This is a genomic window from Bifidobacterium sp. ESL0798 (assembly GCF_029395415.1).
Classification (GTDB): domain Bacteria; phylum Actinomycetota; class Actinomycetes; order Actinomycetales; family Bifidobacteriaceae; genus Bifidobacterium.
On sequence record NZ_CP113914.1, the window covers coordinates 2038810 to 2063456 of the forward strand.

At 57.2% G+C, this 24647-nt stretch carries 16 protein-coding genes, 1 tRNA gene and 1 pseudogene; 7 read left to right on the forward strand and 11 right to left on the reverse strand.

The features are described 5' to 3' along the window. Positions 1–44: 44 nt before the first annotated feature. The 4 genes from OZX74_RS08370 to ftsY form a co-directional block, all read right to left on the reverse strand. On the reverse strand, positions 45–3134 hold the full coding sequence (locus OZX74_RS08370; RefSeq protein WP_277156454.1) for a hypothetical protein: 3090 nt from the start codon (positions 3132–3134) through the stop codon (positions 45–47). A 543-nt stretch (positions 3135–3677) separates the two neighbouring features. Next, positions 3678–4016 carry a P-II family nitrogen regulator gene (locus tag OZX74_RS08375; RefSeq protein ID WP_277156455.1) on the reverse strand — a complete coding sequence of 113 codons (339 nt, stop codon included), beginning with the start codon at positions 4014–4016 and terminating at the stop codon, positions 3678–3680. Continuing rightward, the gene (locus OZX74_RS08380) at positions 4013–5311 is read right to left on the reverse strand and encodes an ammonium transporter (RefSeq protein WP_277156456.1); all 1299 of its coding nucleotides are present in this window, start codon (positions 5309–5311) and stop codon (positions 4013–4015) included. Before OZX74_RS08380 ends, OZX74_RS08375 begins: the two co-directional genes overlap by 4 nt. A 436-nt stretch (positions 5312–5747) precedes the next feature. Continuing rightward, on the reverse strand, positions 5748–7040 hold the full coding sequence (ftsY, locus tag OZX74_RS08385; protein WP_277156457.1) for a signal recognition particle-docking protein FtsY: 1293 nt from the start codon (positions 7038–7040) through the stop codon (positions 5748–5750). A gap of 410 nt (positions 7041–7450) precedes the next feature. On the opposite strand from ftsY, the gene OZX74_RS08390 reads away from it, so the two are divergent. Both OZX74_RS08390 and OZX74_RS08395 read left to right on the forward strand, forming a co-directional pair. Then, positions 7451–8203: a TetR/AcrR family transcriptional regulator gene (locus OZX74_RS08390; RefSeq protein WP_277156458.1), complete on the forward strand. Its 753-nt coding sequence runs from the start codon at positions 7451–7453 to the stop codon at positions 8201–8203. 154 nt (positions 8204–8357) lie between these two features. Continuing rightward, complete coding sequence (locus tag OZX74_RS08395) at positions 8358–9395, forward strand: glycosyltransferase family 2 protein (protein WP_277156459.1); 1038 nt, start codon at positions 8358–8360, stop codon at positions 9393–9395. A 90-nt stretch (positions 9396–9485) separates the two neighbouring features. Here the strand turns inward: OZX74_RS08395 and OZX74_RS08400 are convergent. The 5 genes and pseudogenes from OZX74_RS08400 to OZX74_RS08420 form a co-directional block, all read right to left on the reverse strand. Then, positions 9486–9557 (reverse strand) — tRNA-Lys (locus tag OZX74_RS08400). Positions 9558–9794: 237 nt separating this feature from the next. Next, positions 9795–10169, reverse strand: coding sequence for a DUF1516 family protein (locus tag OZX74_RS08405; protein ID WP_277156460.1), 375 nt, complete (start codon positions 10167–10169; stop codon positions 9795–9797). 227 nt (positions 10170–10396) lie between these two features. Then, positions 10397–10759: a DUF1516 family protein gene (locus OZX74_RS08410; RefSeq protein ID WP_277156461.1), complete on the reverse strand. Its 363-nt coding sequence runs from the start codon at positions 10757–10759 to the stop codon at positions 10397–10399. Positions 10760–10980: 221 nt separating this feature from the next. Continuing rightward, positions 10981–12030, reverse strand: coding sequence for an NAD(P)-dependent alcohol dehydrogenase (locus OZX74_RS08415; protein WP_277156462.1), 1050 nt, complete (start codon positions 12028–12030; stop codon positions 10981–10983). A gap of 309 nt (positions 12031–12339) precedes the next feature. Then, positions 12340–12981: pseudogene (locus tag OZX74_RS08420) on the reverse strand (HNH endonuclease family protein); the annotation flags it as partial. 227 nt (positions 12982–13208) lie between these two features. Here OZX74_RS08420 and OZX74_RS08425 point away from each other — a divergent pair. The 3 genes from OZX74_RS08425 to OZX74_RS08435 all read left to right on the forward strand — a co-directional run bounded on the left by OZX74_RS08425 (position 13209) and on the right by OZX74_RS08435 (position 17788). Beyond that, positions 13209–14303, forward strand: coding sequence for a LacI family DNA-binding transcriptional regulator (locus tag OZX74_RS08425; protein WP_277156463.1), 1095 nt, complete (start codon positions 13209–13211; stop codon positions 14301–14303). 419 nt (positions 14304–14722) lie between these two features. Next, a complete protein-coding gene (locus OZX74_RS08430; RefSeq protein ID WP_277156464.1) occupies positions 14723–16084 on the forward strand; it encodes an MFS transporter in 1362 nt (453 codons plus the stop codon). A gap of 156 nt (positions 16085–16240) precedes the next feature. Next, positions 16241–17788, forward strand: a complete 1548-nt coding sequence (locus OZX74_RS08435; RefSeq protein ID WP_277156465.1) for a glycoside hydrolase family 32 protein — start codon at positions 16241–16243, stop codon at positions 17786–17788. 333 nt (positions 17789–18121) lie between these two features. On the opposite strand, the gene OZX74_RS08440 is transcribed toward OZX74_RS08435, so the two are convergent. Together OZX74_RS08440 and OZX74_RS08445 are read right to left on the reverse strand one after the other, a co-directional pair. Next, the gene (locus OZX74_RS08440) at positions 18122–19459 is read right to left on the reverse strand and encodes an aspartate aminotransferase family protein (RefSeq protein ID WP_277156466.1); all 1338 of its coding nucleotides are present in this window, start codon (positions 19457–19459) and stop codon (positions 18122–18124) included. 13 nt (positions 19460–19472) lie between these two features. Further along, entirely contained in the window at positions 19473–20906 is a 1434-nt protein-coding gene (locus tag OZX74_RS08445; RefSeq protein WP_277156467.1) for an amino acid permease, read from the reverse strand. A gap of 486 nt (positions 20907–21392) precedes the next feature. On the opposite strand from OZX74_RS08445, the gene nrdF reads away from it, so the two are divergent. Both nrdF and OZX74_RS08455 read left to right on the forward strand, forming a co-directional pair. Further along, a complete protein-coding gene (gene nrdF / locus OZX74_RS08450) occupies positions 21393–22445 on the forward strand; it encodes a class 1b ribonucleoside-diphosphate reductase subunit beta (protein ID WP_277156468.1) in 1053 nt (350 codons plus the stop codon). A gap of 428 nt (positions 22446–22873) precedes the next feature. After that, on the forward strand, positions 22874–24571 hold the full coding sequence (locus OZX74_RS08455; RefSeq protein ID WP_277156469.1) for an InlB B-repeat-containing protein: 1698 nt from the start codon (positions 22874–22876) through the stop codon (positions 24569–24571). Positions 24572–24647 lie beyond the last annotated feature (76 nt).

The window sequence follows — 24647 nt, forward strand, 5'->3', positions numbered from 1 at the left end:
AAAGGTTTCGTCAGGTCAAATCTTTAAATACCGATGACGAGAACTCATCGCTTGGCGTGCGCCCCGACCTTCTTTTTGAATCGGGTCAGGTAGACGTATCCCGCCGCGCTGGCAAGCGCTACCACGGCCGCGACGACCAGCAGCCACCAACGCCGCCAACCGGTGAACGGCAACGCGGAAACAGGTTCCGGCTCGCTCAACTCGGCGGTTATCGCATCCGACTGATTGCCTGGCTCGTTGCCGGAGATCTCAGCGAGCGTATTGATGTTGTAGACGAAGTCCAGCATCCCGGCGCGATCCATCGAGGTGATAGTCAACTCCCCTGGCGGCATGAACGTCGGAACATCGACATGCCATTTCGCGTCCTTGTCCGTGGTAATGCTGGTTTCGCTGCCATCCGGCCAGCTCACGGTGACGTGGTTGCCCTCCATCCCCGTGAGCTTGCTGACCGGTGTCGGATCGAGGCCGGTGTGAGCCGTATCGGTCACGATGCCGTCGATGCCATCTTCACGACTGATGGATGTGACTTGGACCGCGGTTGGATACATGTCGATCAGTTGGTTGCGCACCTGACCGAAGGACAATACGCCCGTGCCCGAGTTCTTGAGCACCGCGACGACCGTATAGAGAATCTTGCCGGCGTTATTGCCCGTCATAAAGGTCGACACGAGCCCCTGCCAGCTCCAATCGGTGAACCAGTGCTCCCCGCGCTGCTGCTGCGTCAGGTGCGCGGAGTCGAGTGGACCGAAATCCTTCAACAGATACGCATCGGCAGGCGGCTGTGGATTGTTCGGGTCGTCGTAGGGCTGGCCGGTGGCGGTGTCGTGGTGAATCGGGCCGGACTGGGCCACCGCGTACAGCTTGAGCGAATCATTGGCGTGCAGCGATTCCACAGACCCCTTGATGCTCACCTTCGCGTCCGCCGGCATCTCGCTTTTACCGGCCTTGTTGCGCACCGTGTGCGGCACCTTGAGCTGCTTGATTTCGGGGTTCTTGTTCGTTTCCAGCAGGAAATTGCCCTGGACGACATCTGAGAAGAGCGAAGATATCTTGAAATCGTTGCTGTCGGTTTGCCAGGCATGGTAGCGGATGGAGTGCTGCAGGTTGGTATCGATTTCGCGATTGTCTTGGATGGACCACTCGCCTTTGTCGTTCACCGGTACGGAACCGATTCTGATACCGCGGGTCGCAGGATCGTTGGGTTTGTTGAGGTTGATGATATGCGACTGATCTTCGGCGAAAACCGTGACTGTGTCGCCGGGAATGCCCGTGCCCGTAATGGTACGCGAGCTGGTCGGCACATAGCCGTTGAACGGATTGATCGTCGGGCGGTCCGGACGCGGAATGCTGTAGTTGGCGAATGCGGTGTCGATGGTCCAGCCGACGTCGACCAGCTTGTTGATCTCTTCCTGCGTTGAACTGGAGTCGATGCTCAGCGGCTTGGTCGGATCGGCGTTGTTGTAGAGCGGATTGTAAGCGTCATGGACGCTTCTCGTCTGTCCGCCGGTCGGCGTGTTCTGCACGGTGCAGTTTTCGTAGGCTGCGGCGCTGTTCTGATCCTTGACGCCCGGGTTGGTGGAAATCGGCCAGGTCACGAGCTTGAAATAGCCGTCGAGGCCTTCTTTCTTCTGTATCGCGCCGAAATCGATGTTGCCTTTGGCGTCCTGCAGCTTGTCCGGATCCTTGCCAGCGCCGATGACCATCAAGTGGTTCGGATTGCCATTGTTGCCTGCGTTATCAGGACTGTTGAATGCCGAATAACTTTGGTTACCACCGTAATTGGAGTAAGGCGGCTGTCCGTCAACACGTTGCGCAGTCGGGGTCAGCGACTGCACCGGCACCCAGTCCTTGCCGCCTTTCAACGCGAGCCATTGGTAATAAAACGAGGTAATCTGCGAGCAGGGAAAGTAGTTATAGCCGATGTTGTACCAGTAGACGAAGAACGAGTTGGCTGGGGCGACGCCCGCGCCGGTTTTCTGGCTGGGAAAGCCATAATCGGTCACCAACCCCCAGTTGGCCTGCCCGCCGCTCCACAACGCAGGGTGCGCGTCGAAGCCAACGTGGGCGGTCGGGCCATTGCACTGTTGCACCCTTTGCGCCGCCGTTCCCGACGGCCAATTGCAGCTGCTGGTGTACATATACGAAGGCACGCCTTCGCTGATATTGGTGACGTAGCGCGGATCGAGCTTGGAATAGGAATACACTCCACCCCAGGGGCTGCTGTCCGGTATTTTCCCGTTCATTTGTCTGCCCGGCGCCGCTACGGCGTAGATGTATTGGTCGTGCTCGGTACCACCGACGTTGCCCGAAGCCAAGTCCTTGCCGGTGTAGTAGATGTTGCCCACGATGGAGATAGTGAGGTAATCATAGTCGCCGGAAACCAGAACATTGTGGATGGTGTAGCGCTCTTCCGCGTTCTGCGCCCATTTGAGGGCGGCTTGTTGCGCATTCGTGTCTATAGCACGGTCGCTGTCGCCGCCGTAGGTATTGAGATACGGGAAACTCGTCAGCTGAGTGCCGGGATCGGTACCAGGCGCGCCGGAGAGCGAAACCAGCATCTGCATGCCGCAGTCGATTCTCGGATTCTCTCCGTTGGCGTACTTTTTCTTGTAGTCGCCGTTGCCGCCAATATCGGAAATAGCTGATACAGCCACGCAGTTGGGGTTCACCATACCGTGCGGCATGCGCAGCACGAAATCCATGCGCAACTCGTCGTCGACATTGTCGCCCTGCATCTTGTCATTGTTGGCAAGGAACTTGTAAAGCTTGGGCTTGCAATCGACGCGTTTGTCCGCAGGAACCGAGCTGGTGGTGTCCTGGACGCACAGGGCAGGGTAATCGTCAATCGTCACATCGTTGCCGGCATCAGGAGCCTCGTTGTTGCCGGAAGCAAGGTTCGTCACTCCGTCCTGTGTCTCAGCGACGTTTTGGGTCGCCGTTACGTCCTGCGCCGCGACGTTTTGCGCGAACGTATTGATATTGCCGGAAACCGCAGCAGCGATATCCGGGCTCAACGCACAACTTCCCAGCAACAGCGACACTGCGATGGCCACTGCCAAAAGAAAATGGCCAAAATGCGAGACTGCGGCCGGCTTTTCAGATATTTGTTTATTTATAAAATCGTTCGACTTCATCGCAATCACCTCCCCAACATCGGATGACATCGAAATTTAAAGTTTTATATTTATTCGCACATGCGTATAAATGTCATTCTTTTCAAGTTCAATCCATCAAATTGTCGTTCCAGGCAATACGCGCGTTTACCGGTTAAACATTGCGCAAGGAAATAAACGCATACCAGTCTGCGGGTTCCATAAGACATGCAAATTCAGGAAAAATTAGACATATTTAAACATTAGTATGATATTTGTCTCATTTAAAGAGCATAGTTGACGACGCCTTTATTTATATAAAACTATTTATTTTGTTGGTATTTCCAAATATTTCATGATGCATATTTATACTGTATAAACACATCAATTGAACATAAAATGTTCTGTTTTGTGTTATTTAAATGTGATATTGCTAATAAAACATCAAACGTTTTATTACTGCAAGCGAATTTTTCTATACCAGCAACACAAAAGGCACCGATCAACTGACCGATGCCTTGGTAACCTTTAATTTTCAAGCAACGAAACCAATGCTTTCAGCAACTTGCTCCGAGCTCATCTCTCCTATATCGCGTCGACGTCTGTTTCGCCGGTGCGCACGCGGACGACCGAATCGAGCGGCACGACCCATACCTTGCCATCGCCGATGGTACCCGTCCGAGCGGCACGCACGATGATGTTGACCAACGTATCGGCATCAGCGTCGCGCACCGCCACCTCCACACGGATCTTGGGGATGAGGTTGACCGAATAACTCGCACCGCGATAGACCTCGGTGTAGCCGTGCTGCTCGCCGCAACCGTTGACCTCGCTGACCGTCATGCCCTCGACGCCCGCAGCCGCGAGAGCGTCCCGGACTTCCTCGAACTTCGCCGGCTGAATAATCGCTGTTATCAGTTTCATCGTTCCATCTCCTTGAGGAGAGCCGTGGCCTTACCTACAAAATCGTACGCGCTCTCGCCTTGGTCGGCAAGGTCGACCCCGGCCAGCTCCTGATTCTCGCCTACCCTCCAGCCGATGGTCTTTTCAAGCGCAAAAGCGATGACGAACGTGACCACGGCGGAATAGACGACTGCGGCGAGCGCCACCACTACCTGCACCGCAAGCTGACGCCAGTTGCCTCCGGCGAACAACCCTGCGCCCTGAGCGAAGAAACCGACGAGGATGGTGCCGGCAAGCCCGCCGACGCCGTGCACGCCGACCACATCCAGTGAATCGTCGTAACCGAAACGGAATTTAAGACCGCATGCCAGGCAGGTAAGCACGCCGACGATCGCACCAATGACCATGGCCCAAAGCGGAGAGACCACGTCGGCCGCCGGGGTGATGCCGACCAAGCCGGCCACCATGCCGGAAGCCGCGCCGACCGCCGTGTAGTGGCCTGTGCGAATCTTTTCGGTGAACCCCCAGCTCAGCATCGCCGTTGCAGCGCAAAGCGAGGTGCTCACCCACGCGTAGCCGGCGGCACCGTTGGCCGCGAACGCCGAGCCCGAGTTGAAGCCGAACCAGCCGAACCAAAGCAGGAACGCGCCGAGCATGACGAAGGGAACGTTGTGCGGGCGGATCGGGGCTTTGCCGAAGTCGCGCCGCTTGCCGATTAAGAGGACAATGACCAGCGCCGCCACGGCCGCATTGATATGAACGACGGTGCCGCCGGCAAAATCATGGACGGGCGCGCCGATGAATCTGGAGATCGGGCCGTGCGCCGAAAGCAGGCCGCCGTTGAAGACCATGTGGGCCATGGGTGCGTAATCGAGCGTGACCCAGATGGCGACGAAAATCATCCATGTGCTGTATTTGATACGTTCCGCGAGCGCCCCGGAAATGAGGGCGACGGTGATCATCGCGAACGCCAGCTGGAAGGCGACATCGATGCTCACCGGATATTTGTTGCCGTTGGGGGTCAGGCCGGTGGCGGTGAAAACGCCGTCCTTGCCGGCCTTCATCGTGTCGCCAAGCAGGAAACCGGTGGACGGTTCGCCGAAGATGCCGCCGATATCCTTGCCTCCCCAGGAAATCGACCAGCCCCACAAGGCCCAGACTATGGTGCTCACCGCGAGCGCACCGGCCGAGAGCATCAGCATGTTCAGCACGGCCTTGCGGCGCACCATCCCTCCGTAGAAGAACGCCACCGCGGGCGTCATCAGAAAGACGAGCGACGCCGCGATCAGCATCCATGCGGCATTTCCTGTATCCATGTCGCGTTTCCTCTCCTCCGGCCTGTTGTGCGCGCCGGGGCTCGACGCGCCTTGAACCGTATGTGGCTATGAAACACGGGGAACGTAAGGAGAAGTTTGACGCGAGATTACAGCGATGTAAAACTCGTGGTGTTATCGAAACATAATGGTTACTTGCACTCGATGCGGTTGACGCTTGCATCCGGCACGTCCGTGGCACATACTGTGGATTCGAACCTGCGATGAAAATCAGCGGAATCGGCCCTAAACCCTGAGTTGCATCGCATGTTCAATCGAACATGCGAGCAAAATCAAGGAAACGGGACTAAAACGCTGATTTCTCTCGCATGCTCGACTTTGGGCTGGCCTGCTGCTCAGCAGAACGCAACAGCCGCACGCAACCCGCTTGGGATGGCATGCGGCTGCTGTGTTAGCGCACGTTTACGATTCTTGCGGCTCAGGCGAGAATGCCGTCGACGAAGCCTTCCGGGTCGAAGGGGGCGAGATCGTCGGGGCCTTCGCCGAGACCGACGAGCTTGACCGGTACCTTGAGCTCCTGCTGCACGGAGATGACGATGCCGCCCTTGGCCGAGCCGTCGAGCTTGGAGAGCACCACGCCGGTGATGCCGATGGCCTGCGCGAAGACCTTGGCCTGCTCCATGCCGTTCTGGCCGGTAACTGCGTCGAGCACGAGCAGCACTTCGCTCACCGGCAGGTTCTTTTCGGTCACACGGCGAATCTTGCCGAGCTCGTCCATCAGGTTGGCCTTGTTCTGCAGGCGGCCGGCGGTATCGATGATCAGCACGTCGGTGCCGTTCTCCTTGGCCTGCTTGGAGGCGTCGAAAGCGACCGAGGCCGGATCCCCGCCCTCTTTGGCGCTGCGGACGACGGGCACGCCGACCTTCTGCCCCCAGGTCTCAAGCTGGTCGGCGGCGGCGGCGCGGAAGGTGTCGGCTGCGGCGAGCATGACGGATTTGCCTTCCGAGACGAACAGGCGCGCGAGCTTACCGGCGGTCGTGGTCTTGCCGGTGCCGTTGACGCCGACCATGATGATGACACTCGGCTTCTTGGCGTCGGGCTTGTCGGCCTCGAGCGCGCGGTCGGGTTGGGAATCGACCAGGTCGATCAGCTTGGAACGCAAGGCCTCACGCACGGCCTTCGTCTCTGAGGTGCCGGTGATACGGGCGTCGTTGCGCAGCTCGTCCACCAACTTTTCGCTGGCAACGCTGCCAACATCGGCCAGCAACAACGTGTCTTCGACGTCCTCCCAGTCGGATTCGGAAAGCTGGTCCTTGGCAAGAATGTTGAAGAGCGCACGGCCGAACGGATTCGATGACTTGCTGAGCCTCTCCTTGAGCCGAACAACGCGCGAGGCCTTGGGCTCCGGCGTTTCGACATCCGACTTGACAGAAGTTTCTTCATCAGAAGAACTTTGCACAGACGAATCGGGCTCCGCCGTCTTCTTGCCCTCGGATTCCTGCGCACTTTCTCGCATTTCGCCGGCTTTTGCCTTGCCTGGCTTGTCGGTATTTTTCCCAGCACTTTTTGCGGTTTCAGACGATTCCTCATCCTTAGTGCCACTCGATGTACCGGTTTCAGCGATTTTTGCGTCCTCGGAAACATTGGTAGTTTGCGCGTTCGCGTTATTTTTCTTATGCGAATGTGACACCAGCACCGCCACGGCAATGAGCACAACGGCGACGACAACCAGCGCCGCGACGATAAGCATCGGATTGATAGTAAGACTCATGCTTTAAGATTATTGGCGAGACCCGACGCATTCCCATCCACGAGAGAATTTTTGCAACTTTTCGAATCTCCAGACAATGACGATATTCGGCAGTGTCATTTGTAATGGTTCCGTAATCATCAATAAGAATTTGTAGCACTAAGTCCTTTTAACCTGGATTTCTCGGTTCCCTGCTACGAATCAGAAATATCCAAATGATAAATCCTTGTAATATCAACGTTCTAAAATTCACTTCATCATTTCCTACAGCACAGAAGCTCAAACCCGTCAATAATGCATTCAATGCTATTGAAAACGCCTCATCGCCGATTCAGGAACGCATATTCCCGCGAGCGCTTTCGAAATACGCTTGTTTATCCGCAAATCCCAAAACCGATGGCATTGTGAACCGGACACTTTACAATGTAACTATGTCGAATGCTTCCAGAATGACCTCGTACCAGCGACGCGAGCAGCTCATCACCATCGGTCGCGGGCTTTTCGCCGCCAAAGGCTACGAAGCGGTGAGCGTCGAGGAAATCGCGGCCGCAGCGAAGGTCTCGAAACCCATTGTCTACGAGCACTTCGGAGGCAAGGAAGGCCTTTATGCCGTCATCGTGGACCGCGAGATGCAGAAACTCACCAGCACGCTGATCGACGCGCTTTCCGCCGGCGACATCCATCCGCGCCAGATCGTGGAGCGCACGGCCCTGGCTCTGCTCACCTATATCGAGGAAAACTCGGAGGGTTTCAACGTGCTCGTGCGCGACTCCCCCACCACCGACCCGGCCGGCTCGTTCAGCTCGCTGTTGGGCGACGTGAGCCTGCGCGTCGAGGAAATCCTCACAAAGGCATTCAAACAGCACAAATTGCCAGCCAAAGGTGTGCCGTATTATGCGCAGATGCTGGTGGGCATGACCGTCTTCACCGGCCAGTATTGGGCCGCGAACCAGAAGAAGATCGACAAGGAACAGCTCGCCGCGCATATCGTCAACCTTGCCTGGTACGGCCTTTCACGCCTCGAGGCCAAACCGAAACTGCGGTTCGAGAGCGATCTGGAACATGAGGGTGACAGCAACGAGACACAGCCAGACGCCGGCGACCGAACCGGCACCTCTACACAGGCAAATACCGACAATGAAGACGCCGAAAGTTCTGATGGCGCTGAAAATATGAAAAAATAAACAGCAACATTTATTTTCAACTAACGATATTTTCATGCGCCGTAATCGTCAGAGTGTCGTAAATCACGCACAACCATCTGCCATTCTCGGGTTTGCATGCTAAATTGGCTTTTGTTCGTAGCACCAACGCCGCGAATACCCAAAACGAGGAAACATGCCACATCCAAACCCAAAAACGCTCACCTTCGTGGTGCCCGCCTTCAATATGGACACCTACCTTGAGCGTTGTGTTTCATCGTTAACCGCAAACCCCGACAGCGATGACATCGAGGTGCTGATCGTCGATGACGGCTCGTCCGATGGCACGCCGGAACTCGCGGATCGCCTCGCCGCAGCAAAACCCGGAATCATCCACGTCATCCACCAGAAAAACAAAGGTCATGGCGGCGCGGTCAACACCGGCATCGCCAACGCCGAAGGCATGTATTTGAAGGTCGTCGACGCCGACGATTGGGTGGGTGCAGCCTCGCTTGGCCGGCTGATGGACGTCATGCGCCGGCAACGCAACGCCAGCGAACCGATCGACCTGTTCGTCACCGATTATGTCTACGACAAAGTCGGCAAGAAGCGCAAGCACATCGTCAAATTCGACAACGTGATGGACGCGGACAAGCGTTTGGGCTGGGACGATCTCAAGCATTTTGGTATCACACAATACATGATCATGCACGCACTCATCTTCCGCTCCGATGTCCTGCGCAAGGCCCAGACCCAGCTGCCCGAGCACACGTTCTATGTCGATTTCATCTACGCCTACCAGCCGTTCCCGTGGGTCAAATCGCTGATGTACATCAGCACGCCGTTCTACCACTATTTCATCGGACGCGACGGGCAGAGCGTGCAGACCGACGTGATGATCCGGCGCGTGGACCAGCTGGTGCGCGTCAACCGCGCTATGGTCGCCGCAACCCCCGAACGCAAGAACGTCTCCGACGGCCTCTACCGCTATATGATCCACTTTCTCTCCATCGAGAGTGTCGTCGCGAGCGTGTTTCTCATCCTCTCCCGCAACCCCGCGAACTACCAGATCAAGCGAGAACTCTGGGAGAACCTGCGTGCCGTTTCGCCGCAAATCTCGCGCGACGTTCGCCGCCAGCTGCCTGCACGCGCCATCAATCTGCCCGGTTCACTCGGTCGTTGGATCATCCGCAAGGGTTATCATATTGCGGAAAACATTATCGGATTCAACTAAACTACAGCTGGCTTCTGCTCTATCTAAACTTCTGTTGCAGTTGCGAGGCAGACGAAAAAAAGGCACCGCCGAACGACGGTACCTTGCACGTGCCCCCGTGGGACTCGAACCCACAACCCACGACTTAAAAGGACGCTGCTCTAACCATTGAGCCAGAGGGGCAACAGAACACTATTATACAGCCACTTCTCGATTTGCGTGTCAAGTTTTGCGTGTCGCAATAATAAGGGCATTGAGCTTTCGTATCTGGCCGCTGTCAGTGAACGATTTCTAGCGTCATGCGGCCAATATGTTAAAACGGCCATTCAGAGAACGTCAGCGAGCCTTTTCCAGCACAGCAAAGCCCGCGATGCCAGAAAACGGTCGCTCCGGCGGTCGAAAATCATCGCATAGCATCGATTATTTGGCCGCCGACTTCTTTCCGCGGTGCTTACCACGCGCGAGCCAGAGCCCGAGCGCGAAAACCGCGACGCCGAAAAGCAACGGCATCCAAAGCGTCTGCAGCGGCGAAGCACCGTGGAGGCGGTGGACGAACGCGACCTCGCACATACCGATAAGCCCAATTGCCGCAACGATTTTGACGATGGCCATTGGCCAGTTCGCGCGCCAGGCGTGAGGAATCGTGGGGATTGCACTTACAATCAAAACGATATAGCAGACGCGAGCCACGCCGGCCCAAACTTCGACCATATTTTGCGGCCCGAGCACGCCGATAATCATCGCGGCCATCGCCACCACGGCCGAAATAATATGCAGCCAACGCCAAACACGCATGTCTTTTCTCCCGTTCCTCCGGCAACTGACAACCGCTCCGTAGCGATCCCTCGGTCAGTTTATACAGGAAAACATGCCATTATGATGATTTTTGAATGGATTTTCACCAAATCCGTCGCAAAACTTCATATGAAACATATGCAATAGGAACGAAAAAGGCGAAGCGCCAATCAGTGACGTTTCGCCTCTAAGAAATTTATTCGGCTCTTTCTTTCGGAAATCCTGCCTTACTTCAGCATGACGAGCGGGAAACCGTGGGAGACGATGAGGCCGACCACCGTAACGACGACTACCAGCACAATCGGTACCCAGATGGCCACAGCCGATGCCGTATCCTTGCTTTTCTTCGCAAACCCGATTTCCGCCAGCGCGATCAACGCGAGCGCAAGCACGATCTTCACCACCAGCAGCACGCTGATATGCGGCCAGGCGTGAACAATCAGCACGACGCCGCTCAAAATAATGAGGATATAGCAGACTCGGGCAATCATCGCCCAGATCTTCGTCATTTTCGCCGGCCCCAGCAGCCCCACGGCCACCGCGATGATCAGCACCACGCCGACAACCAGATGCATCCATGCCCAAAGCATACCAATTCCCCACTTTCACAAACAACTCAATACCAATACTTCAAATCATAGAGCGCCTGACCGCCACTATCAACATCGCTCGTTGCAAGCGTAGCAATTCCGACACCACACAAGTGCTGAAAAACAACGAATGGCGAGACACCCGCTTGGGGCATCCCGCCATTCGTTCAATCAAATCCAGTCAGGACCGATTAACTCACAATATTTGCTTTCGCTGCCACTCACTCACCCATGTGAGGCACCACGACGGCGCGCTTGGAGAGCTTACCGTCGACCAGCTTGTGGTAGGCATCGAGCGCGTTGTCCATCGAATAGGTCTCGATTTCGGGGGTGATCAGGCCCTCGCGATAGAGCGCGGCGACCTCGTGCAGCTCAGGCATGGAGCCCCAGTAGACGCTGGTGAGCTCCTGCTGCCACGGGTTGCTGTACCAGTCGTACTCAGCCTTGCCACCGGCGATGCCCACGATGGTCACGCGGGAATCGATGGCGGAAGCGGCCTGCGCGGCAGCGATGGTCGGCGCGATGCCCACGAAATCGAAGGCGGCGTCAACGCCGTGGCCTCCGGTGATCTTGCGGATGTTCTCGACCTCGTGCTCATCGCCCTTGACGGTGATGGCGCCCTTTTCCTCGGCCTTGGCCATGGCTTCCGGCTTCATATCGGTGGCGATGATGGTGGCGCCGGTGATGGCTTTCAAAATCTGGATGGCAATCTGGCCCAGGCCGCCCAGACCGATGACCAGAGCGTACTTGCCGCCACCCTGCAGGTGAGGCAGCGCAGCCTTGATCGCATGATACGGAGTCAGCGCAGCATCGGCGAGCGGGGCCGCGGCGATCGGGTCGGCGTCGCCCAGCGGCACGAGGTTGCGTGCGGGGACGACCATGTACTCGGCCATGCCGCCGTCGCGTCCGAGGCCGATGGCCAGCGACTTGTTGGTGGCCATGTTCTCGCAGTAGTTCTCTTCACCCGCGACACAGCGCTTGCAGTGGCCGCAGCCGGTGGGGCCGTAGACCAGGTAGGCATCGCCCTTGTTGAAACCGGTGACGCCGGTGCCGACCTCTTCGATCCAGCCGGAGGTCTCATGGCCGAGGATGAACGACGGCTTGGTCTGCGCGCCGGTGACCTCGTCATAGTCGCGGAACACCGAAACATCGGAATGGCAGCAGCCTGCGCCGGCGACCTTCAGCAGCACCTCGCCCGGCCCTGGGGTCGGCTTGTCCACTTCTTCAAGTGAGGGGAACGTCTTATACGCTTTAAATACAACGGCTTTCATAGCTGTCCTTTCATATCGGTGAGATGGCGTAGGCATAAGCAATCAATTACTTACAAAAGCATTGAAATGGAATGCTCAAACATCGCTATCTTATCGTTTCTGCCCCAACACTGGGGCTGAATTAACGTAAGAAATTATACAGTTATGATACTTGTTTAGCAAACGCTGAAAACGTTGAAATATCAACGTTTTTAAGAGATGTATATAATCTCACATAAAGGATCGGCAATATAATACCTATATATAAATGCACTATTTGCGTAATTTTGCTTTAAAACCTTTTACGTCTTTATGTTTTTATTTAAACGGACCGTTATCGACCGGCACCGTCTGCGTCGGGCACGAAGCGAGCACGCGTTGCATCGCGGCTTTCTCCGCCTTGGTAACCCACAGGCCATACTTGTGTTTCACGCCGATCTGGCGTGAAACATAGGAGCAACGGTAAGACTTCTTCTTCGGCAGCCAAGTCGCGGCGTCACCGTCGCTTTTCTGCTGGTTGCTCGGCCCGTCGACGGCCAGCAGATTATACGGGTCGTTGGCCATCTGCTTGCGCTGGCCAGCGCTGATCTGCTGCGCCCCGGTCTGCCAGGCGTTGGAGAGCGCAACGACATGGTCGATCTGCACCTTGGACGAGGTCTTTTTGCCCTGCTTGAACCGAATCGTCTTGCCGGTATACGGGTCCTGCAACGTACCCGACATCACCTTGCAATTCTTGGTCCTGGCCTTGAACTTCTTGTCTTTGAGGTCGCGCCCCAAAATGTCGTTGCGGGTGTCGCAACCGTTGCGATCCACATCGGCCCAGGCCTTACCGAATTGGGCTCGCTTATAGCCCGTTTTGGGCGCGCGTCCCTTGAGCGGCAACGATTCCAGCACAGTTGTGGCCAGTTGCCCATCCCCTGCCGCGGTATCCGCGAGCGCCCGATCGGGAGCGACGCTAACGGCAAGCGCCAAGGTGAACAACGCCACCATCACAACGCCCAAAACAGCCCTCAACGATTTCTTAGTTTTCTGCACTTGCGTCGCGTCTTTCATTTCCACCAATTAATTACCATCATTCTATAACTTTGATATTCCCTAACGAACACGGACGAGACTAACAGCCAACGCCAAGTTTCGTCAATGATGTTCAGCAACACCTCAGTCCTGCCGCATCACGGGTGAACGTTATTATACAAACCATGACCACGATCAAAGAGGTAGCCAAAGAGGCGGGAGCATCGGTGACCGCTGTCTCAATGGCGCTGAACCACCGGGAGAACGGGCACGTCAAGAAAGAACTTGCCAAGCATATCCGCAAAATCGCCAAGGAAATGGGATATCGCCCCAACCCCCTCGCCCGCTCCCTGCGCACCAGCCACACGCGCACCATCGGCTTCATCAGCGAGGAAATCGCCACCACCCCGTACGCCGGAGAGATGATTTTGGGCGCTCAGGACGCCACGAGCGAGCTGGGATACATGATGCTTTTGGTCAACGCGGACGACGAAGGCGACGAAGCCGGCGAGATCGACGCGCTCAGACGATACGGCGTGGACGGCTATCTTTACGCCAAAATGTACGACAGAATATCGAGCATCCCCAAGCCTCTTTCCCACGAAAAAACCGTCCTCATCGACGCGACGTCATCGGACGAAAGCGTGCCGTACATTGTCCCCGACGAAGTCGCCATGGGCTACGACGCCACCACATACCTCATCGAATCAGGCGCCAGGCGCATCGCCTACATCGGCTGCTGCGAAAATCTCCTTGCCGAACCGCTGCGCCTGAGAGGCTACCGAAAGGCCCTCAGAGAAGCGGGACTGCCCTTCGACCCGGAACTCATCGCGAGCGTGGCCAACAACGGCGTCGCGCTCAAGGCCGTCTCCGAGCTGTTCGATCGCGCGCACCCCGACGCCTTCTTCTGCTTCAACGATGCCCGCACTTGGTACGTCTACCAGTGCGCCGCGCAACGCGGGCTTGAGATTGGCCGCGACATCTCCGTGGTCGGCATCGACAACAACCGCATCATCAAGGAGACCTTCGAGCCGCGACCGACCACCATCGCGCTGCCCCATTACGAAATGGGTTATTGGGGCGCACGCAAGCTGATCTCGATGATCGAAGACCGCGATCTGCGCCCGACCGACAACAAGAAAACCGTCGCCGCAATCCCGGCACTCGACGCACCGAATCCAGTACGCATCCGCTGTACGTTGCTCGAACGCGGGTCCGTGGCCAATCGCGGAACCCGGGGAACTGCTGTCGACCATGTTTCTTCGCCCGAAATACGATAAAGGCGACGCTCACAACACACCAGAGCCCCATTTATCACCATCCACTCCGCGTTATGCGCAGAACACGACGATGACGACACGCAAGCGTCGCCCTTAGCGCACGCCCGATTACATATGCGCTAAACGTGACAATGAAGGTTCCTACGCGGCAGCCAATCAACCGACCAACCCCACCACCCAACCGCCTGACTGTCAGTAGCAGTCACACGATGATCATAATTAGACAAGTAATTATAGATAATCCAAATATATGGTTCCTCTTTATCCGAAAACGCCGGAAACGATTTACAATTTGACGTAAATCGTTTCTCGCCGTATATTTTTACCAGTTTCTTGCCCAGGGCAATGCCGCAGAATTCGGCAAGGACGACAGTAAAAAGGCATCGCGTGGCAGCAATGCCGAAAAGAAAGGTGATGAAATGGCAATTAAAGGCGCCAAGACGTACCGAAACCCCTCGTATCTTCAGAGCTCCACCGGTATCTTCATGTTCTTCTGCTCGTGGGGCATCTGGTGGTCCTTCTTCTCGATCTGGCTGACCAGCCCGGCTCCCAAAGGCATGGGCATGACCGCCGCCCAGCAAGGCGACATCTACTCCGTTAACTCACTGGTGACACTGTTCATCATGTTCTTCTATGGCATCATCCAAGACAACCTCGGCATCAAGCGCCGCCTGGTGATCGTCGTCTCGTGCATCGCCGCATGCGTCGGCCCCTTCGCGCAGTTCGTCTACAAGCCCCTGCTCTTGGCTGGCGGCACCACCAAGTTCATCGGCGTTCTGCTCGGCTCGATCGTCCTCTCCGCCGGCTTCATGGCCGGTTGCTCGCTGATCGAGGCCATCACCGAACGCTACAGCCGTCACTTCGGCTTCGAATACGGCCAGTCCCGCGCTTGGGGCTCCTTCGGCTACGCCATCGTGGCGCTCATCGCCGGCCCGCTTTTCAACATCGACATGAAGTGGAACTTCTGGCTGGGCTCGCTCTTCGGCGTAGGCATGCTGTGCGTCTACCTGTTCTGGCGCCCGGCCGAGCAGCAGGAGGAGCTGAAGAAGGAAGCCGACCCGAACGCCCCGCGCACCAACCCGACGGCCAAGGAAATGATCTCCGTGCTCGGCATGGGCTCGCTGTGGGCACTGATCATCTTCATGCTTTTCACCAACACCTTCTACACGGTTTTCGACCAGCAGATGTTCCCGAGCTACTACAAGAGCCTCTTCGCCACCCCGGCCCAGGGCGCGGAATGGTACTCGATCCTGAACGCCGCCGAAGTGTTCTGCGAATCCGCAATGATGGGCGTCGTCCCGGTGATCATGGACCATATCGGCGTGCGCAACTCGCTGCTGCTCGGCGCGGTGACGATGTTCCTGCGCATCGGCCTGTGCGGCGTCTTCCACGACCCGGTGATGATTTCCGTGGTCAAGATGTTCCACGCCATCGAAACCCCGCTCTTCTGCCTGCCGGCCTTCCGTTACTTCACCTTGCATTACGATACGAAACTTTCGGCGACGCTCTACATGGTCGGCTTCCAGATCGCTTCCCAGGTCGGGCAGGTCATCATGTCGCACCCGCTTGGCTCGCTGCGTGACGCCCTCGGCCCGCAGAAGACCTTCTTCACCATCTCCGGCATCGTCCTGCTCGCTTTGATCTACGGGTTCTTCGTGATCAAGAGGGACGATCAGCAGGTGGGCGGCGACCCGTTCATTCGTGTGCGCGACCGCAAAAAGGCCGAGGCTCAGGGCGAGGCCATCCAGGCCGAAGCCGCCAGCGACCAGCTCCCTGCCTGATTATCAAATCGGCGCCGTGCCCAATTACCTCCGCATGGCGCTTCCCGCAAAATTCCATAGCGTCACAAGGCCTCCGCACCCATCAATTCAGGCGTGGGGGCCTTGTGGCGAATAAAGAGCAATCACCATATGATAGTTATGAGAAAGGCATCAAAGATGACTACCGAATATCCTGTTTACACCCCGATTCGCGACCATGACGAGGAACTCGCCAAAGCCGAAGCCGGCGTCGAGACGCTCGCCCTCGAACGCGAGGATCGTTGGTATCCCAAGTTCCACATCGCTTCCAACGGCGGCTGGATCAACGACCCGAACGGTCTGTGCTACTACAAGGGCCGCTGGCACGTCTATTACCAGCTGCACCCCTACGGCACCCAGTGGGGCCCGATGCACTGGGGCCACGTCTCCAGCGTCGACATGGTCTCTTGGCGCCGCGAGCCCATCGCCATGGCCCCCAGCCTCGAGCAGGAAAAGGACGGCGTCTTCTCCGGCTCGGCTGTGATCGATGACAACGGCAAACTCAAGTTCTATTACACCGGCCACCGCTGGACCAACGGCAAGGACGATACCGACGGCCAGTGGCAGGTCCAGATGCTCGCCGAGGCCGAGGATGACGAGGCCACCAAGCTCAACAAACTAGGCATGGTCATCGACTGTCCGCGCGAGCGCGTCGATTCCCACTTCCGCGACCCGAAGGTCTTCAAGCTCGATGGCGTCTGGCACCTGATCCACGGCGTCTCCACCGCCGACCACCGCGGCCAAATCTGGGCCTACACCAGCGACGATATGATCAACTGGAAATTCCAGAACGTGCTCTACGATGACCCGGACCCGGACGTCTTCATGCTCGAGTGCCCCGACTTCTTCCCCTTGAAGGACAAGGACGGCAATACCAAGTGGGTCATCGTCTTCTCCGCCATGGGCTCGAAAGCCAAGGGCTACATGAACCGCAACGAAAACAACGCCGGCTACATGATCGGCACCTGGAAGCCGGGTGAGGCCTTCAAGCCTGAGACCGAATTCCGCCTGCTCGATTGCGGCGCCAATTACTACGCGCCCCAGTCCTTCGAGGCCGACGGCCGCCGCATCATGTACGGCTGGATGAGCCCGTTCAGCGAAAGCGCGCCCATGCAGTCCGACGGTTGGTGCGGCCAGATGACCCTGCCGCGCGAATGCTATCTCGGCGAGGACGGCGACCTGCACACCGTGCCTGTCACGGAAATCGACAAGCTGCGCATCAACACCTTCGACCACGTCGCCCGCCCCATCGAGGCCAATGAGGAAATGCTGATCGACGAGGATGCCGAGGCGGTGGAGATCGAACTGGACATCAACCTGAAAGACACCACCGCCGAGCGCGCGGGCCTCAAGGTCCACGCCACCTCTGATGGCTCCTATACATATGTCGCCTACGACGCACAGGCCGGTACCGTGGTCGTCGACCGTCAGGCCGCGGCCCGTGGCGATCGAGGCTACCGCGCCGCCAAGCTGACCGACGCCGAACTGGCCGCCGACGAGCTCAAGCTGCGCGTCTACGTTGACCGCGGATCCGTCGAGGTCTATGTCAACGACGGCCGCCACGTGCTGAGCTCCTACAGCTACCCGTCCGAAGGCAAGCGCGCGGTCAAGCTTTCCGCCGAATCCGGCGTCCTCGCCGTCGACCGGCTCACCGTCCACGACCTCAAGAGCATCGGACTGGAGTAAGCCGATCTTAAGCAGGTTTGCGACATAAATAAGCCACTGGTTCAACCCAAGGGGCCCGAATATGGCGGGAAATATTAATCCGCTACATTCGGGCCCTTTAGCATCTCTCGGTGGCTTGATTATGGCGCAGCACAACCATTTCCGCCACATTCAAGCCACTCAGCATCCTGCAGCGGCCCATTTATGGAGGAATAATTATTCCTTGCCATATTTAAGCCGCTCATTATCTCCCAGTGGCCTGTCTTGCAACTGATGATGCAAATCAACAGCCAAAAAGGCGGGCCGCCAACCACTCAAGGTCGACGACCCGCCTAAAGAGACTCAGCAGCCTGTTTACCAGCCGATCTTGCCGGCATCCTCGGGCAGGCTCAACTTGCCCGCAGCCAGCTCGGCCAACGCTTGGTCAAAGGCCTTGAAGGCTTGCTGCAGCTGGTCTTCGGTGATAACCAGCGGCGGCTGGAAGCGCAGGATGTAACCACGAAGGCTGATGATGATGACACCCAATTGGTACATGCGATAGATCAGCTTGGTGGTGGCCTCTTCATCACCCTTCCCGGTTTCGGGGTCGATGATGTCGATGCCGCCGTCGAGACCGTAGAAGCGGATGTCGCCGATGAAATCGTATTGCTCGCGTTTCTTCTCGAAGTAGGCCTTGACCTGGGGGCCCAACTTCGCCGAACGCTCGACCAAGTGCTCCTGCTCCATAACGTCCAACGTGGCGTTCGCCGCCGCCGTGGTGACCGGGTTGCCCGCCGTGGTATAGGTGACGGCCGGGGAGCCCAAGGCGTCCATGATTTCAGCGCGGCCAATGATGGCGCTCAACGGCAGCCCGGAGGCGATGGACTTGCCGACGGTCATCAGGTCGGGCTCGAGGCCGAAGTTCTGGATGGACCACCATTTGCCGGTGCGGCCCATGCCCTGGTTGACCTCGTCGATCGCGATCACAATGCCGTGTTCGTGGGCGAATTGCCAGAGGAAGTCCATATACTTTTGCGGCGCCTTGACGATGCCACCGTCGCCCTGAATCGGCTCGATGACGATCGCAGCCACTTCCTCGGCCGGCAGATAAGTCTCGAAAGGCAGCTTGAAGGCGGCGATCATACGCTCGACGAACTCGTCCTCGCTCTCGTGCGGCAGGCGCTCATGGATGTCGGGATACGGCACCTTCACCACCCCCGGCAGCATCGGGGCCATCTTGCGGCTCATGTTGAGGCTGACCGACGAGATGGACATCGAACCGTAAGTGGAACCATGGTAGGCGCCCGTGAAGCTGACGATGTACTGACGGCCGGTATAGGCACGCGAATACTTGATGATCGCGTCGTTGGCGTCCGAACCGGAATTGCCCCAAGCAACCTTCACCGGCCCGCTCATCGGCGCCAGCTTGGCGAGGCGCTGGGCCAATTCAATCTCGGGCCCGCTGGCGAAATAGGCCGGCGTGTATTGGATCAGATTGGCGGCCTGCTTCTGGATCGCTTCCACGACGTGGGGGTGGCAATGGCCGGTATTGGTCGCCGACGCGCTGGCCAGCAGATCAATGTATTCACGACCATCGGCATCTCTCAGCAGCGCACCCTTGGCCTTTTGGATGACGATATCGAAATATTGGATACGCACCGCAGGAGACAGGACCTCATTTTCCTGAGCCAGTAACTGTTGATTGTTGTCCAACTTCTCTCCTCCTTTACTTCTTGTTGTTCAAAGCGGAATGTCTCATTCCGTAGCAGAAATACAGAATCAGGCCGAAGATGAACCAGCCCAAGGCATAGATCTTCGCGTCGTTGCTCAGCCCGATGAATACGATCAAGGAACCGATGAAAGCCAGAGCGGGCATCACCGGATAGAACGGCATCTTGAAGCCGGGTTCGGCGATATCCTTGCCTTCGCGCTTGCGCAGGCCGTAGATGCCAAGCGAGACGAACATGAAGGCGATCAGAGTGCCGGCCGAGATCAGCTGGCTTAGGAATGCGAACGGGAAGATGGAGCCGATGATCACGGCGAAGACCGTGAGTGCGAGCAAAGCGTTGTTCGGCAGATGATTCTCGTTGATCTTGCCCAGCCAACGCGGGAGCAGGCCATCGCGCCCGAAGGAATAGAGTAGGCGGGAACCGGCCATCATCATGCCGATCAACGCTGCGAACATACCCAGGCAGGCCACTGCCTGCACGATCGTGGCAATGATCACATGGCCGCTCTTGCGCAAAGCCCAGCCCACCGGTTCGGCGTTGTTGGCATAGAGCGGATAGTGGAACATACCGACCAGAACCAGCGAGACGGCCGCGAACAATACGACGCCGATCAGCAGGGAACCCATGATTCCTTTCGGCATTGTCTTGGCAGGGTCCTTGGCTTCAGCGGAATTGGCGGCGATGGAATCGAAGCCGATATATGCCAGGAAGATCATCGAAACACCGGCATAGATTCCCTGCCAGCCACCGAAGGCCGACCCATCAGGATTGGGATGATATTTGGGAATGAACGGTACGTAGTTTTGCGGCTTGATAGCCGTGCAGCCTACCACGATGAACAGCAGAATGACGATTACCTTCAAAACCACCAGAACATTTTCGACACGGCTGGTTTGGTTGGCTCCTCGGGAAATCAGGAGTGCCACGGCGAGAATCGCGACCACGGAGACCAGATCGATGATTCCGCCATCGGTGCCGAAGGGGTTGGCCAGCATCTTCGGCAACGTCAAGCCCAAAGGCTCGATCAGGCCGCGGAAATTGGCCGACAAGCCCGAACCGACGAAAGCCACGGCGATGAAATACTCCGCCAAGAGGGCCCAGCCGGCAATCCAGCCGAAGAATTCACCGAAAACGACGTTGATCCAGGAATACGCCGAACCGGCGAACGGCATCGCCGAAGCCATTTCCGCATAGGCGAACGCCACCAAACCGGCGACCACACCGGCGGCTATGAAGGAAAGCACCACCGCCGGGCCCGCATGCTGGGCCGCCACCGTTCCGGGCAGCGTGAAGATAGCCGTGGATAAAACGGTCCCCAGGCCCAGGGCCAAAAAGTCTCGCACCCGCAGGGTCCGCTTCAGATGGGCATCCTTCTGCTCATAGACGCTGGGGTCCTCTTTTCGGAAAATACGTTCCTTGATACTCGCCATTACTCACCCTCATTTTTGATTATTATCAACGAAACATGTCAAATCGTATTTAATAGCGCCAGCTTTGCTGTGCACTTTCGATTCTCTGCTCTGCACAAATCAAGGTACTTCATCCCATCTGTATGACGTATTATCAGTTCGCATAGTGATATATGTCTCGGCGGCATTCACACCGTTTCAGCCAGGTGCGGAGTACTCGCCGCCAGGCTCCTTGTACGATTGCCACATCGCATTCCGTGTTAGCTACATCACAGCGATATCCCGCGTGCCGTCCTGCGAAGCCACGTCCCACCGACTACTATATTTAGCGGTATCGCATTGCCCAATCACTAGATGTAGTGTTGCCGGTGTTGGAAACCAATCGCTCTATGTCAATGGAATACGGGAGAATGAAACGTCTCAAACGTATTCGCGAGCAGCTTGCCCAAGCGCAACGCGGGTACCGGAAAACTTGAATACAGAACGGCATAAAAGTAAGGAACACTCATGACAAACGAGGTCAAACTCGCCGATGACAAGATGATGGCCGATTCGCTGACACCTCCGCAGTGGTCGACGGCCTTCGCCAAGGGCGCGGATCCGAACTCCATGCGCATCCGCCCGGTCAACTGGAACAACATCCAGGACGACAAGGACCTCGAGGTGTGGAACCGCCTCATCGCCAACTTCTGGCTGCCCGAAAAGGTGCCGCTCTCGAACGACATCCCGACCTGGCGCTCCATGACCGAGCACGAACGCACCACCACGGTCCGCGTCTTCGCGGGTCTGACCACGCTCGACACCGAGCAGGCCACCGTCGGCGAACTCGTCCAGATCCCCGACGCGCTGACCGAGCACGAGCAGGCCATCTACACCAACATCGCCTTCATGCAGTCGGTGCACGCCCGCTCCTACTCCTCCATCTTCTCCACGCTGTGCTCCTCCGAGCAGATTGACGAAGCCTACCGCTGGGCCGTGGGCAACGACCTCGTGCAGGAGCGCGTGCGCATCGTTATGGAGCAGTACCAGTCCACCGACCCGCTGAAGCGCAAGGTCGCGGCGGTTATGCTCTCCTCGCTGCTGCTGTACGCGGGCTTCTACCTGCCGCTCTACTTCTCCAGCCGCGCCAAGCTGATGAACACCGCGGACATGATCCGCCTGATCCTGCGCGACAAGGCCATCCACGGCTACTATTCCGGCTACAAGTACCAGCGCCACCTCGAGCACCGCACCGCGGCCGACCAGGAAATGCTCAAGAAGTACACCGACGATCTGCTGAACCAGCTTTACGACCTCGAGGTCAAGTACTCCGACCAGGTCTACGAAGGCTTCGACTTCATCGACGACGTGCAGGCGTTCGTGCGCTACAACGCCAACAAGACGCTGATGAACCTCGGTTACGAGGCCAAGTTCAGCGCCGCCGAGACCAAGGTAAGCCCCGAGATCATCGCCGCGCTCTCGCCGTCCGCCGACGAGAACCACGACTTCTTCTCCGGCTCCGGCTCCTCCTACGTCATCGGCAACGCTGAGGCCACTGACGATGAGGACTGGGACTTCTAAACCTCAGTCCTTCAAAAATTCCCGAAATTGCCCGACCATGTGTTTCAACATGTGGTCGGGCAATTTGCATTTACAACTGCCAACCCGGGCTACGTTTTACCTGACGCAACAACGAAAACCATCTATCTACGGTCAGTCCGTCGTAAATTTTCAACAGAACCACGAAACAGCGGTTTTAGAAGAAAAATTGATTCATCAAATAAATAACCCAGGGTAATAATTAGTAATCTTTTATGTTATGCTGACCAATAGGCATGCTCAACAACGCGCATTTCACGCTTGCAAGCGTGCTGAATAAACGACCAAGAATGTAAGAAGATAAGGAGAAAGCAGTGAATAGAGACACATCATCGTTACGGCACTCTCAAACAGCTCCGAGAGGGGGCAAACTCCTGACCTTAGCTGCGGCAGCCTTGGCATCCTTGGCAATGCTGGTGCCATCGAACGCACAGGCCATCGAACCACGCACTTGCACCCCCGACACCAGCAGCATCAGCAGTTGCTTCCCGGATGCAAACCTCGCGAGCACCGTAGCTCAAAAAGTCGGCAAAAACGTCACAGATACATTCACCACCGCCGATCAAAACGCGATTACCAGCCTGACCCACAACTCGCTGGCCGACGCATCGACGAAAATCACCAGTCTTGAAGGAATTCAGCATCTGCCCCATTTGCAGATTCTCGACGTAACCGGCAACCGAATCGACACCATCAGCCAGCTAAGCGGTCTGACCGAACTGACTTCACTGACCTTGGATGAAAACACGATTTCCGACCTCACACCACTTTCCGGGCTGAACAACTTGGTATCCCTGAGCCTGCGCCACAACACCGCTGACACCCTGACACCGCTCAGCGGACTTACGATGCTTAGCGATCTCAACATCGACCAGAATCACATCATGGATCTCACGCCGCTGGCCGGACTGAGAAACCTCACCAACCTCTCGGTCAAAAACGAGCAGGTGTACATACCGACCCCACTGCCCACGACCGCGACCACAGGAAGTCTGAGCGTCGCCAAGGGCGTCGACGGCAGCTGGATCATGCCGATCGATTACGAGCCAGATACTTCTCATACATTCGACAGCTCTACCGGCAAGGTCACTTGGACCGGCCTGACCCCGCACACCACAGGCATTTCCTTGATCCTCAACCAATCCTTCACCCTCAACGGCAGGAGCTTCATCTATACCGGGACCATTAATCAGCCCAAGGAAACCGACAACTGGAACGTGATATTTGACGGCAACGGCGGCACCTTCAATATCGGAGGCGGCCAATTCAACACTTCGAACCAGGAAGTCCAGGATCATCACACGGCCGTTGAGCCCAGTCCGCTGCCGACCCGCCCCGGATTCACGTTCATAGGCTGGGCTACAGACGCCAATGGCACTACCGATTTCAACCTGAACACGCCCATCACCCACGATACGACCGTCTACGCCAAATGGCGCGCCGACCAGTATACGGTGCATTTCGACTCCAACGGCGGCACCCCCGTGCCCGACCAGACGGGTCTGACCTATGGCAACCATGCCACGAAGCCGAACGATCCGACCAAACCGGGTTACGACTTCGACGGATGGCAGATCGATGACGGCAACGGCAACCTCGTCGACTTCGATTTCAATACCCCGATCACCGGCAACATCACGTTGCACGCCAAGTGGAAAGTGCATGAGGATACCGTGCACTTCGACTCCAACGGCGGCACCCCCGTGCCCGACCAGACTGTGACGCCGGGCGGCACCATCAACGATGACACCCATCCGACCAAGCCGGGCTACGACTTTGGCGGTTGGCAGATCGATGATGGCAACGGCAACCTCGTCGACTTCGATCCCGCCACCCCGATCAACAGCGACATCACCCTGCACGCCAAGTGGAACCCGGTAGGGGCTGCCGGCACCGCACCGGGCGCGAACGGCAACAACGGAGCCAGGGGGAACAACAGCGCCAAAGCGAACAACGGCAACGGCGCGAATGGAAATAAAGACGCCAAGGGTGGCCCGGCACGGCTGGGCCAGACCGGCAGTGCCGTCCTCGGCGTCGCCGCCATCGCCCTGATTGCAGCTGCCGGCGCTTCAGTCATCATTCTGCGTCGCCGCAAGAAGCAGTTCTGACAACAGTTGATTGGGGCTCCTGATTCAAGAATCTGACACAAGACGACAGAATCGATGAAGCCCCTTTCGACAAAGA

What these genes read in the sequence shown, in the direction of transcription:
- OZX74_RS08370 (WP_277156454.1), bottom strand. Translation starts at nt 3,134, where the DNA reads ATGAAGTCGAACGATTTTATAAATAAACAAATATCTGAAAAGCCGGCC.
- OZX74_RS08375 (WP_277156455.1), bottom strand. Translation starts at nt 4,016, where the DNA reads ATGAAACTGATAACAGCGATTATTCAGCCGGCGAAGTTCGAGGAAGTC.
- OZX74_RS08380 (WP_277156456.1), bottom strand. Translation starts at nt 5,311, where the DNA reads ATGGATACAGGAAATGCCGCATGGATGCTGATCGCGGCGTCGCTCGTC.
- ftsY (WP_277156457.1), bottom strand. Translation starts at nt 7,040, where the DNA reads ATGAGTCTTACTATCAATCCGATGCTTATCGTCGCGGCGCTGGTTGTC.
- OZX74_RS08390 (WP_277156458.1), top strand. Translation starts at nt 7,451, where the DNA reads ATGTCGAATGCTTCCAGAATGACCTCGTACCAGCGACGCGAGCAGCTC.
- OZX74_RS08395 (WP_277156459.1), top strand. Translation starts at nt 8,358, where the DNA reads ATGCCACATCCAAACCCAAAAACGCTCACCTTCGTGGTGCCCGCCTTC.
- OZX74_RS08405 (WP_277156460.1), bottom strand. Translation starts at nt 10,169, where the DNA reads ATGCGTGTTTGGCGTTGGCTGCATATTATTTCGGCCGTGGTGGCGATG.
- OZX74_RS08410 (WP_277156461.1), bottom strand. Translation starts at nt 10,759, where the DNA reads ATGCTTTGGGCATGGATGCATCTGGTTGTCGGCGTGGTGCTGATCATC.
- OZX74_RS08415 (WP_277156462.1), bottom strand. Translation starts at nt 12,030, where the DNA reads ATGAAAGCCGTTGTATTTAAAGCGTATAAGACGTTCCCCTCACTTGAA.
- OZX74_RS08425 (WP_277156463.1), top strand. Translation starts at nt 13,209, where the DNA reads ATGACCACGATCAAAGAGGTAGCCAAAGAGGCGGGAGCATCGGTGACC.
- OZX74_RS08430 (WP_277156464.1), top strand. Translation starts at nt 14,723, where the DNA reads ATGGCAATTAAAGGCGCCAAGACGTACCGAAACCCCTCGTATCTTCAG.
- OZX74_RS08435 (WP_277156465.1), top strand. Translation starts at nt 16,241, where the DNA reads ATGACTACCGAATATCCTGTTTACACCCCGATTCGCGACCATGACGAG.
- OZX74_RS08445 (WP_277156467.1), bottom strand. Translation starts at nt 20,906, where the DNA reads ATGGCGAGTATCAAGGAACGTATTTTCCGAAAAGAGGACCCCAGCGTC.
- nrdF (WP_277156468.1), top strand. Translation starts at nt 21,393, where the DNA reads ATGACAAACGAGGTCAAACTCGCCGATGACAAGATGATGGCCGATTCG.
- OZX74_RS08455 (WP_277156469.1), top strand. Translation starts at nt 22,874, where the DNA reads ATGCTGGTGCCATCGAACGCACAGGCCATCGAACCACGCACTTGCACC.